General features: G+C 43.4%; 10 protein-coding genes. 8 read left to right on the top strand and 2 right to left on the bottom strand.

Features of this window, described 5'->3' with window-relative positions; all coding sequences use genetic code 11:
• The first annotated feature begins 185 nt into the window (after nt 1–185).
• From KNQ05_RS10450 to KNQ05_RS10435, 4 genes are all read left to right on the top strand, one after another.
• On the top strand, nt 186–1052 hold the full coding sequence (locus KNQ05_RS10450; RefSeq protein ID WP_088838228.1) for a prohibitin family protein: 867 nt from the start codon (nt 186–188) through the stop codon (nt 1050–1052).
• A gap of 255 nt (nt 1053–1307) precedes the next feature.
• Nucleotides 1308–2792 (top strand): hypothetical protein, encoded by a 1485-nt coding sequence (locus tag KNQ05_RS10445; RefSeq protein ID WP_214805333.1) that lies wholly within the window; start codon nt 1308–1310, stop codon nt 2790–2792.
• Between the two features lie 15 nt (nt 2793–2807).
• Complete coding sequence (locus tag KNQ05_RS10440; RefSeq protein ID WP_214805331.1) at nt 2808–3515, top strand: WxL domain-containing protein; 708 nt, start codon at nt 2808–2810, stop codon at nt 3513–3515.
• A gap of 16 nt (nt 3516–3531) precedes the next feature.
• The gene (locus tag KNQ05_RS10435) at nt 3532–4545 is read left to right on the top strand and encodes a WxLIP family cell surface protein (RefSeq protein WP_214805329.1); all 1014 of its coding nucleotides are present in this window, start codon (nt 3532–3534) and stop codon (nt 4543–4545) included.
• A 48-nt stretch (nt 4546–4593) separates the two neighbouring features.
• Here KNQ05_RS10435 and pepT read toward each other — a convergent pair whose 3' ends face one another.
• Complete coding sequence (pepT, locus tag KNQ05_RS10430; RefSeq protein ID WP_214805327.1) at nt 4594–5826, bottom strand: peptidase T; 1233 nt, start codon at nt 5824–5826, stop codon at nt 4594–4596.
• 108 nt (nt 5827–5934) lie between these two features.
• Here pepT and KNQ05_RS10425 point away from each other — a divergent pair, with 108 nt between their 5' ends.
• Entirely contained in the window at nt 5935–6924 is a 990-nt protein-coding gene (locus tag KNQ05_RS10425) for a zinc-binding dehydrogenase (protein ID WP_214805325.1), read from the top strand.
• A 110-nt stretch (nt 6925–7034) separates the two neighbouring features.
• Here the strand turns inward: KNQ05_RS10425 and KNQ05_RS10420 are convergent, their stop codons facing one another.
• Nucleotides 7035–8222, bottom strand: coding sequence for a class I SAM-dependent rRNA methyltransferase (locus KNQ05_RS10420; RefSeq protein ID WP_214766324.1), 1188 nt, complete (start codon nt 8220–8222; stop codon nt 7035–7037).
• A gap of 428 nt (nt 8223–8650) precedes the next feature.
• Between KNQ05_RS10420 and dcm the strand changes: the two genes are divergently transcribed.
• The 3 genes from dcm (at nt 8651) to KNQ05_RS10405 (ending at nt 11974) form a co-directional block, all read left to right on the top strand.
• The gene (gene dcm, locus KNQ05_RS10415) at nt 8651–9916 is read left to right on the top strand and encodes a DNA (cytosine-5-)-methyltransferase (RefSeq protein WP_214805323.1); all 1266 of its coding nucleotides are present in this window, start codon (nt 8651–8653) and stop codon (nt 9914–9916) included.
• Between the two features lie 114 nt (nt 9917–10030).
• Complete coding sequence (locus KNQ05_RS10410; protein ID WP_214805321.1) at nt 10031–10498, top strand: very short patch repair endonuclease; 468 nt, start codon at nt 10031–10033, stop codon at nt 10496–10498.
• A gap of 135 nt (nt 10499–10633) precedes the next feature.
• Nucleotides 10634–11974, top strand: a complete 1341-nt coding sequence (locus KNQ05_RS10405; RefSeq protein WP_214805319.1) for a Sau3AI family type II restriction endonuclease — start codon at nt 10634–10636, stop codon at nt 11972–11974.
• The last annotated feature ends 41 nt before the right edge of the window (nt 11975–12015 follow it).

Below are 12015 nucleotides of genomic sequence, written 5' to 3'. Positions count from 1 at the left end.
AAAATAAGCAACCATGGTCATGAAACATTTTCTGAAATCAACCGTATAAGTTAAAGAGACAGGATGAAGGAGGGATGAGAAATCATGGCAACATTGTTTACCTTACTGTTTTTCGCACTCATCGCCTTGTTAGGAATCGAACTGTATAAATATATCCAAGACAAAATTGACAAAGGGGACTCATAATGAGAGAAATCAAACCAAAGAAAAGAATTAACCCAGCGATGATCATCGCCGGTGTCATCGTCGTTGCACTCCTTGCCATGACACCGTTCATCGTCGAACAGATTGAACCGGGGCAAGTCGGTGTCGTCTACAAACCGTCAAGCGGTGTCCAGGACGAAACACTTTCGCAAGGGTGGCACGTCGTTTCACCGATCACACGTGTGACGGAGTATCCGATTCGGACACAAACGAAGTCGCTCGACAATATGACACTCGCGACAAAAGACGGGAAGAACATTGTTGTCGACTTTACGTACAGTTTTGCAGTCTCTCCCGATCAAGTCACGAAAGTATTCAATAAGTTCGGACCGATCGATATCGATGAAATCGCAGATGGCTATTTGAAACAACGTTTATATGATGCGTCACGAGAGCAAATTTCGAAAGTAACGGTACTCGAATTGTTCGGTGAAGAGTCAGGAAATGTTTCAACGAGCATCCAAACGCAATTTGCAGAAGACGTTAAAAAAATCGGTTTCATCATTGAGGACGTTGCACTCGGTGCTCCGAAACCAGATGAAAAAACACAAGAAGCCATCGATTCTCGTGTTAAAGCCTCACAAGAGCTAGATAAGAAGAAAACGGATCTCGCGATTGCCAAAGCTGAAGCAGAACGACTTCGTGTCGAGGCACAAGGGGAAGCAGATGCGCGTTTGATTGAAGCGCAAGGTTTGGCGAAAGCACAGAAGGAACTTCAAAAAACGTTGACTGCCGAAATGATTCAATATGAAGCTGTCAAGAAGTGGGACGGAAAGTCACCACTTGTGAGCGGGTCGGGCAGCATGGTGCAGTTGCCGCTTCCGGATCAGGAAACAGAGAAGGAATAAGTAATGGAATACACCTTCCGATGGGAAGGTGTATTTTTTTGAAGATTTTAAACAGTAAATTATAATTTTGATAAAGTGATACGAGAGAATAAATGAGTTATATCAAGCATATAAACATATTTCAGGAAAAAAATAAGAAAGATACATCTTTTAAATTGTAAAATAATTGGTTTATTTTAGTGTTTATAAGGTAACTGTTGAAGTAAGTCGTGAATGAGTTAATCGTAATCGGTCGTTAGGAGGGGGAGGTAGTGGTTGATAAAAAAATCTCCAATCCAATCTATCCCAACAATATTAGTGCTTATTATTTTCTTGTCAGGCACACACGCTTTAGCGAATGCAACTTCGATTACGATTAAAGGTAATCCGACGTTAAAAGAATGTGTAAGCATTCTCGAAGCACAACCGCCACCTGACCAAAATGCAATCGATGTAGTCGATTATTGTGAAAACACCTTGAATGAAGCAGAAAATGAATCCAACGAAGAAGCAAAAAAGGAAGAAGACGATAGGGCAAAAGGTGAGGATCAAGCGGTCGTGCCACCAGAAAACGACGAACTTGATCACGCAGAGCCTGCGTCACCGGAAGCATCTTCAACACCCGAGAGTGAAATACCCCTGACACCAGAACCTCAAGCACCAGAAGAGGAAGAGTCCCCAACACCCGAGACTGAGATACCCCCGACACCAGAACCTCAAGCACCAGAAGAGGAAGAGTCCCCAACACCCGAGACTGACATACCCCTGACACTAGATCCTCAAGTACCTGAAGAGAAAGAATCACTAGAATCCGAGGATGAATCATCAACTGCATCAAAGTCACAAAATCCTGCATTAGAGGATAAGGAAATACCTGTCGACGAAGGAGCGGAAAAAGCAGAACAAAGAGGAGCACTCGATGTCGCGTTGGTAGGATCGGTCAACCTGACCGCCGCCTATGAAGCAGCGCAAAGGAAAATTACGTTGACTGCGGATATGCAATCCGTTTTGAGTTTAGGATTAGGAAGCAAATACGTGATTTTTCAACTCCCACAGGAAGTGATGCAATCGATTCAGGCAGGGACAATCAGTTTGAGTTATTCCTATACAGGATTGCTGGGCGCGAAGGTTGCAAATGTACCGGCCAGTTCGATTCAACAAAACGGTAATCAAATTTATGCAGAAGTCGGTTCTTTGCTTGCACTCTCACTTTTATCAAAAGATATCTTTACGTTAAGTTTCAAAGTCAATCCACTTCCGGTCGGAACAAATTCAGTGTATACATTTGAAAGTTCATTGACGAGTAGTGTAGTCGATTTGGATGTTTTAAATAGTGGTTTTGGAATGGCGACTTTAACAATCGGTCCCGTATTTAACCTTAAAGTACCTGAAGTTCTCGATTTTGGAACACAGGAAATTAGAGGGCGAGAAGGTGTAATCAATCGAAAAACAGCGATGACGATTGAAATCTCGCATCAAAATGCTTTGAATTATGATTGGAAACTTCGCGCTAGGTTGACGGCACCACTCTCGAGCGAGGGAGGTGATGTACTAGATGACGTGCTGCTCTTTAAAGTCGGTGCGACAAATCAAACGTTACAAACCATTGATAGCGAAATTGCATCCGGGAAAATGGGAGCGACATCAACAATTTTGACGTATGGACCAAGTGAAGGAATCATTCTCGATTTGACAGGGAAACGACAACGAGCTACTACGTATCAGACGCAAATTCAATGGACATTAGTTAATGCACCATGAGAAGGGGAGATTTGAATGAAAAAACAGTCAACCGTTACTTCATTGTTTGCTAGTGCACTACTACTAGGTGGACCGTCCCTCGTATTTGCAGAAACGTCGTCAGGAAGTTCAACCGCGACCATCACTTTTGAGACGAATAAAGCACCTGACATTCTGGATCCAGCCAATCCCGATGATTCGTACACACCTGACCCAGGTAAGGGTGAAAACACACCGACCGGTAATACAGGACCGTTGACATTAGATTATGCACCAAATTTTAACTTTGGGACACATGAAATTCTTGGAAGTGATGCTATTTTTGAATCGACTGACGAAAAACCCTTTTTACAAGTGACAGACCGGCGTGTCGTGTTGTCTGAATGGACGGTTACTGCCAAGCTGAATACGTTCACGAGTGGAGGGGAAAACACGTTGCCTGGAGCATCATTATCGATAGCGGAAGGCATCGTGAATACACCTACCTATAACGTCGGGGCGACGGCACCCGTGACAAGCGCGATTGAATTGCTTGCGGGTGGTGAAGCAGTAGATATTTTAACGTCGACAGCTGGATCGCCTTACTCTTGGTTACTATCTTGGTTGGGTACTGATGTATCACCTAAGACGGACGGATCACTTTGGTCGAATGACAACATTACATTGAATGTTCCATTGAATCAGCAAATCAAAGGAACGCACGTCGCGACAATCGACTGGGTATTAACGGATTCGATTCCTTGATTAAGGAGGGGATGGGTTGATTAAACGTGGTATAGAGTATCTTGTTGGATTCAGTGGAGTCATCTATCTATTCATGACCGGAGTAGTCGTCAGTGCCGAGAGTAACGTCAATTTTTCGGTTGAAGCGATACCGAATGAATTTCAAGTGGATTCCGGTGTCACGTATTTCGATTTAAGGATACCTCCGGAACAACGAACTGATATGAAAATTCGGATTTATAATCACGGATCAGACGATCAGTCCTATCTTGTCTCGCTCCGAAATGCGACGACGAACGGGAACGGGTTGATTGTATATGAAGAGAAAGGACCATTGACGCTCGCGGAAGTGTCCCTATCCGAGTTAGCTCGCGTGTCGGAAAAGCCAATTACAATTAAAGCAGGAGAGTCGAAAATCGTTTCGTTGAAGCTGACTTTGCCGAAACGAGCGATTGAAGGGGTCCTGCTCGCAGGTATTGAAATCAAGAAACAGGACAAACCAGAAGAGGCATCCGCAGAAGTCGGTGTTCAAAGTCGTCAAGCGTACGTCATTGGTGTAAAGGTTCGATCATCAATCCGGGAGATTGAACCGGATTTGCTGTTCGAGGGAGTAAAAGCAACTTCCTATCTGTCTCGTCCGAGCGTCCTCGTCACCCTCGCGAACCAAGCACCTGCCATCAGTGAAAAATTTCAGGTGGAAGCTGTCGTCAAAAAAGGTGGAAAGGTCATCGTTCGTAAAGAAATGACGGCTCAATTCGCTCCGACGACATACATGACGTTCCCACTTACATCAATGGGAATTTTGAAGCCGGGAACATATCAACTCGATGTTAAAGTAATCGGGAAAGAAAAAAACTGGACGTGGCAGGATGATTTTACAATTAGTGAAAAACAAGTGGAACAGATGAAAAAAACGGTTCCTGACGTCGAACAACATCCGAATTCGTTCCTTGGAGACACATCGAAAATGTTGATGATTGTTTCGCTTTCCATCATCGTTCTTTTACTCGGTTACATTTATCACTTGAAACGAAAAGCATCTTCCGAATAATAAGCAAGCGGCCCTGCTGATTCAGCAGGGCCGCACGTGTGAAGGTACTTATTTTTTTTCGGAGAACCCGTTTGCGATGGCGACGATGACTTCTGTCGCCTTCACCATGTTGTCGACAGAAATGAATTCGAATTTCCCGTGATAATTTTCGCCACCTGTGAAGATGTTCGGTGTCGGTAATCCCATGTAGGACAGCTGCGAACCGTCCGTTCCGCCACGGATTGGCTTGATGATTGGTGTGATACCACGCGACTCCATTGCAGCATGCGCGATGTCAATGATGTGCATGTGCGGTTCGATTTTCTCCCGCATGTTGTAGTATTGATCATTTAATTCCATTTCGACACTACCGGCGCCGTACTTTTTGTTCCATTCCTCGACGAGCGCCGTTAAGAAGTGTTTTCGTGCCTCGAAGTTATGGCGATCGAAGTCACGGACGATGTAGTGGACGATCGTCTTTTCGACGGATCCATCAAAGGAAATTAAATGATAGAAACCCTCGAACCCTTCCGTGAACTCGGGCGCTTCATCACCCGGCAAGCGGTTTTGGAAGGCCATCGCGTGTTTTTGTGAATTGACCATCTTATCTTTTGCTGTACCTGGATGAACGTTCGTTCCATGGAACGTGATTTTAGCACCTGCCGCGTTGAAACTCTCATATTCGAGTTCACCGAGTGGTCCACCGTCGACGGTATAAGCAAACTGGGCATCAAATGCTTCGACATCAAAATGATGCGGTCCGCGACCGATTTCTTCGTCAGGCGTGAAGGCGATACGAATCCGTCCGTGCTTCATTTCCGGATGGGCAATCAAGTAAGCCATCGCCGTCATGATTTCGGCAATCCCGGCTTTATTGTCGGCGCCGAGTAATGTCGTCCCGTCCGTTGTCATCAAGGTATGCCCGACGTAGTTCGTCAAGGATGGGAAATCGTTCGGTGACAGTACGACGGGAATCGCGTCATTTAAGACAATCGGTCCTCCATCATATGCATCGACGAGCTGCGGATTGACGTTCGTTCCTGTAAAATCCGTCGCCGTATCGAGATGGGCGAGAAAACCGATCGTCGGAATGTCGGCGTCTGTATTCGCAGGGAGTGTCGCCATGACGTAACCATTGGCGTCGACCGTGACATCCGTCATGCCGATTTCTTTTAATTCTTCGACGAGAAGACGAGCGAGTGTCCACTGTCCTTCCGTCGTCGGGACGGTCGTGCTTTCATAGCTGGATTGTGTGTCGATTTTTGCATATGTAGTCAATCGACGAATCAAATCTTGTTTCAATGAAAAAACGTCCTTTCTGAGTTGAGTTACGTTCATCATATCATGAAGCGATAATATTCGAGTATTCTGAACCATGCTAAAATGGGAAAGAAAAAAGGGGGAGTACAGATGAAAGCATTTGTTGTCGATCAGTATGGGACAGACGCTACGTTAACAGAAAAAGACGTCACACTCGCTGAAACGGGGCATTACGATTTACGCGTTCGTGTTACGGGGACGAGCTTAAATCCACTTGATACGAAGATGTTTTTCGGTCATGTGGCAGCAGCTCCGACAACTGGAATTCTCCAGGGCGATGTAACGGGGGAAATCATCGAAATTGGATCGAGTGTGACGACTTTTTCTGTCGGCGATCACGTCATCGCCTTCGGAGGCGGATTAGGCGAACGATCCGGTGCACTCGCGGAAGAGATGCTTGTCCCGGAAAGCATGGCCGTCTTAAAACCAGCAGCACTGCGTTCGGAAATTGCCGGATGCCTGCCCGTGATTGGTTTAACGGCGATGGAGGCTTTAAAAGAACGGGCTATGGTTCAACACGGGATGCGACTGTATGTCGTCGGTGGAACAGGTGGGGTTGGTCATCTCGTCGTTCAGCTTGCAAAACATTATGGATGCGACGTGACGGCGAGTGCCGCGAATGATGAAAAAGCGAACTGGCTAGAAGGACATGGGATACAAGTCCATCGGTATCGCGACGAAACGAGTGAAGCGCTACTCGAACGTGTTGCGCCTGACGGTTTCGACGTCGTCATCGATACGGTGGGCGGTGATCATTTACAAGAGTCGTTCGTCTTAGCGAAGGAACGCGGGAAAATCATCTCAATCGCGACACGGACGACACAAGATTTGACGCAAATGCATAGTAAGGCATTGACGCTTGAAGCCTTATTCGTCGCATTGCCGTTGTTAAAAGGAAAAGCAGATGAGATGCGCCGCCAACAAGAACACCTTACGGAAGTCGCCGGTTTAGTCGCAGACGGAACGATTGAACTTCGAATCGATTCGCGTGTCCCGCGCCAAGTGGAAGCGTTAAACGAAGCGTATAAAACCTTCGACCAACACTCGCATTTCGGAAAGGTCAGCGTATATGATGTGTAATCAGAATGTCGACTAACCTAAAAGATTCGGCGTTTGGTTTATTTTTCCTTTTAATACAAAAAATAATTCTGCTAATCGATAGAAGATTAGCAGAATTATTTGTTTTGAGCTTATTTACGGCGGACAAGAACGGCTTTACGTTCCGCTTCTTTCATCGAAGGATGCTCCGGAAAGTCTTCAAGCGAGGAACTTTCCCAAACGATTTCGTACGTTTGACGAAGTTTCTTGAAAGCTTGTTCGACCATTTTCATGAAGCGCTGTTGATCAAATAGCTGACAATCCGTCGTGATCAACAACAGTCCACCGCGATGGGTCATATGAATCGTTTGTTGGATTAAAGCGGGTAAATCGACTTCGGCACGGAAATGGCGTACTTGTGTTTTGACGAGTGCCGGTGGATGGACGATGACAAAATCAAAACGTGTTTTCTTATCAGCTTGATCGATATAATCAAACGCATCTTGGACGAGGATCGTTTGCGCCGCTGGATCAAGCTGATGCAGTTCAAGTTGTTCAATCGTCTTGTTCCGGCTCCGGGTCGAGAAATCGACGCTCGTCGTCTCAAGCGCTCCACCAAGCAGCGCAGCGGCTGTCAACGTCCCTGTATCGGAAAACAGGTTCAAGACATTTCGTCCTGTCGCATGTTGTTTGACGATGGCACGAAGGTCGCGTTGGTTAATGTCGAGACCCGTCCGCATGCCAGCGTCCAGGTGATAGAGAAGCGGAAGACTGTTCTCCTCGAGGACTTCCGGGAAATCTCCCCGTTCACCGGCTAAGAAATCATCGCCTTTGACGGGTTGACCATCAATTTGGAAGGCACGTTTTTCGTAGATGCTCTTAAAGTGGATTAACGACTCGAGGGCAGAGACGATTTCCTGCTTAAATGAATAGATGCCTTCATTTTCGAACGTGATCAAGTAGTGGTGATCAAAACAATCGATTGTCAAACCACCGATGCCGTCACCTGAACCATTGAAGACACGGAACGTATCGATGAGTTCGTTCTCAAAAAAAGCATCGCGCCGGTCGAGAGCAACCTCGATTTTTTCTTTAAAGAAGACGTCATCGATTTCTTGAATCTCGTCCGTCGAGAGCAACCAGCCGAGTCCTTTTTCTTGCTTGCCAAAATAGCCGGTCGCAAGGTATTCTTTATCTTCTGTAGTAAGTCGAAGTAGCGCACCGGCTTCTTTGAGGTGGTTACTTTTTTGGAACAGTTCTTTATAAAGTAAAGGCTGACCATTTTTGATTTGTTCGATAGCCGTCGCTTTGACGACGACAGGATAGATTTCGCGTGGCACGTGAGTTCCTCATTTCTAGTTGTGGATAAGTAGTCAAATTATAGCATAGGAAAAGTTGTCCACATGTGGATAATTCAAATCGATAGATATTTAACATGTCCTTCGTCGGTTTCTGTGGATAATTCAAGATGATTCAGGTGAAAGAGACGTTTTTCGATTGAAAATGTATATGGCTCAATTCATATACATCCATGATTGGGTTATCTTTAATGTAGAAGTGGTGTCTGCGTGGTATTAAAAATACCATAAGAGCGTTTAAACAATTAAATTCTTGTAATGGATAATGTATCTTCTTAATGAAAGAAAAGATACTTTTTAAAGGATTACGCTAATGAATTTGTGTAGTTATTCATGATTTCGATCTATGCAACTTATATTTTGTTTGTTATAATGAATTAAATTAGTAGTACGAAAGGACGTTCGTATTTATGGGAACTGAAAATAAAATGAACACAATCGAGTTATTCGCGGGCGTCGGCGGATTTCGAGTAGGTTTAGAGAAGGCCAATCCCGATATGTTTAAAGTTGTTTGGGGAAATCAATGGGAGCCTTCCAAAAAAGCACAGGATGCTTTTGATTGTTATGCTTCTAACTTTACAGAAGGAATTCATTCTAATGAAGATATTACAAAAGTAAGTGACGAATCTTTTAAAAATCTTGATGCGAAATTAGTTGTTGGTGGATTCCCTTGTCAAGACTATTCAGTCGCAAGAAGTTTATCTGGTGAAAAAGGGATTCAAGGTAAAAAGGGTGTACTTTTTTGGGAAATTAAGCGAGTGATTGAAGCGACTTCGCCTAAATACGTTTTATTAGAAAATGTCGATCGTTTGCTTAAGTCTCCTGCTAGCCAAAGAGGACGCGATTTCGCAGTCATGCTTGCGACTTTTCGTGACTTGTGCTACAAAGTCGAATGGCGCGTCATCAATGCGGCTGAGTATGGACAAGCACAGAGAAGAAGACGTGTATTCATCTTTGCGACACGAAACGATTCTGGCTTTTCAAAAGAACTCGAATCATATGAAGCGGAAGATATTCTTTTTGAAAAAGGATTCTTCAGTCCGGCCTTCCCGGTCAAACACGAAGTCATTAAAAATCGTAAGCTGATTGGAAAACTTCCTGAAGACATCGTTGAAATTTCGGATACATTTTCTGCATTATTCCATAACTCAGGTTATATGGAAGATGGTAATTTTTACTCGATTCATACTGAACCGGTTTTCGAGAAGCCAGTTTTACTCAAAGAAATCCTACAACCTGAAGAAACTGTCCCTGAGAAATTCTATCTGAGTGAAGCTGCTATAGAAAAATTTAATTTCTTACGTGGTGCTAAGAAGATTGAACGAACATCTGCAGATGGGCACAAATACATCTACTCCGAGGGTGGAATGTCGCCGATAGATGATTTAGATAAGCCAGGGCGCACGATGTTGACGAGTGAAGGTACGACGAACCGAAGTTCCCATGTAGTCGAAGTGGACGGTAAGCGTCGCTTCCTGACACCTCTCGAATGCGAACGACTAAACGGATTCCCTGACAACTGGACGAATACGATGAGCGACCGGATGCGTTATTTCTGCATGGGCAATGCTCTAGTGGTTGGTTTGATTGAACGAATGGGAAAACGAATTGAACAACTTGAACACAAATATATGGATGAAATTCCTTCACAAGAAAAATTTTTCTTGAACCAATAAGTTCGTTAGATGCTCCTACGATACATTAGGGGCATCTTTTTTTGTTTTCTTGTCACCTCTTCAAGGGAAAGTAATCATACATATGAGTTTGTGAAGGTGAGGTGGAGGATACCGATGAAAAATAAGAATTTAAGTAAGGTGCATGGAAAAGATACTAAAATGGAAATTCGTGTGAGGAAAGAGTTATGGAAACGAGGACTACGGTATCGCAAGAACTATCGGAAACTTCTTGGAACTCCTGACATCGCATTCCCGAATCTAAAACTTGTCATTTTTTTGGATTCATGTTTTTGGCACGGATGTCCGAAACACTATAAAGAGCCGAAATCGAATATCGAGTTTTGGAGAAATAAAATCAAACGAAATCGTGAAAGAGACAAAGAGCAAACTGAACATTATCTATGTGAAGACTGGACGATTTTAAGATTCTGGGAACATGAAGTAAATACAGAATTCAATCGCGTCATCACTGAAATCATCAAAAAACATGAAGAATTAGCAAGACATCCGAATAAAGAGATAGATAGTGACATCAACGACCCCTTGGAAGAAGAGATTGATTTTGGTAATCCATGTGATTGATACAAGAAAATCAACTTGATTCAATGTAATTCGACTTTCGTTAACGAGATATTTGATTTTATCACATTGTTTGGATAGGGTAATATTGTAAAATGGATAAAATTAAAATTTCGAAATGAAAGTGAGGGAATTGGATTGGATAAATTCTATTATGATTCGAAAGATCCGGCAGATATAGAACGACATGCGAAAGGACTTATCGGAAAAAGTTTTCGAGAAGTCATGCCAGAAGCGACTGAAAATCGTTCCTCAAAAGGAAATCTAGGTACACTTCTTGAGAAACACTACTTCGGGTATAAGCCGAATTCCGAGGCGGCACCAGATTTTGCTGATGCTGGTGTAGAACTGAAGGTCACACCTTATAAAGAATTGAAAAGAGGTAAAAAATTCTCGGCCAAGGAACGTTTGGTCTTGAACATCATCAACTATCAAGATGTAATCAAAGAAGAATTTGATAAAAGTAGTTTTTATCACAAGAATCAACTGTTGTTGATGGTTAATTATCTTTGGAAAGAAGAGTTAGAGAGGTTAGATTATCCAATCACGCATGCTCAACTTTTCCAATTCCCTGAATCGGATTTAGAGGTCATAAAAGCAGACTGGGAATTCATTGTTGATAAGATAAAAGCAGGACAAGCGCATCTATTGTCTGAAGGGGATACAAGTTATTTAGGTGCCTGTACGAAAGGCGCTAACAAAAACAGTCTTCGGTCACAACCTTATTCAGAACGTATGGCGATGCAGCGAGCTTTTTCCTTAAAAGGGTCTTACATGACAGTCATTCTAAATGAATATATCCTAAAGGGTGTCACTACTTATAAAAAAATGGTCGATGGATTAGGTGGCCGTAGATTAGAAGAATGGATTGTCGAGCGGATGAACGGTTTCACGGGGATGACCGTAGAGGAGTTGGAACATCGTTTCTCGGTTGATTCGACTGCAAAATCTAAGCTTTCCATGTTGGCTTCTCGAATGTTGAATGATACTTTTGACGATGCCGGGAAGTCAGAAGAGTTCCAAAAAGCAAAAATAAAATTGAAGACCATGCGCATTGGTATGAAAGGTAAATTGAAGGAAGAGATGTCGTTCCCGAACTTTAAATACACAGAGATAGTTAATCAGACCTGGGAAGAGTCAGATTTGAGAGAAATGTTCGAAACGACAAAATATTTATTTGTTGTTTTCAGAGAGATTAATGCGGACGAATATGTATTCGATCGGGTAGTGATGTGGAATATGCCGTTGAAGACGTTGGATTCAGAAGTTAAGGTTGTTTGGGAAGAAACCGTTAGAAGAATTCGGAACAATCAAGCGGATAAACTTCCTAAAAAATCAGAGTTCAGCGTTTGCCATGTTAGACCCAAAGCCTTAAAAAAATCAGATACATATCCTACCCCGTTCGGAGGAGCAGAGACGAAAAAATGTTTTTGGTTGAATCGAGAGTATATTCTTCAAGTCATCAATGGGGAAGCTTGATAAGTACGTCGAGGCATTTAGCATATCGATAAAAAATATTC

Origin of the sequence: Exiguobacterium sp. s125, assembly GCF_018618605.1 — a bacterium.
Lineage (GTDB): Bacteria > Bacillota > Bacilli > Exiguobacteriales > Exiguobacteriaceae > Exiguobacterium_A > Exiguobacterium_A oxidotolerans.
This window is presented reverse-complemented; position numbering and strand designations above follow the sequence as displayed.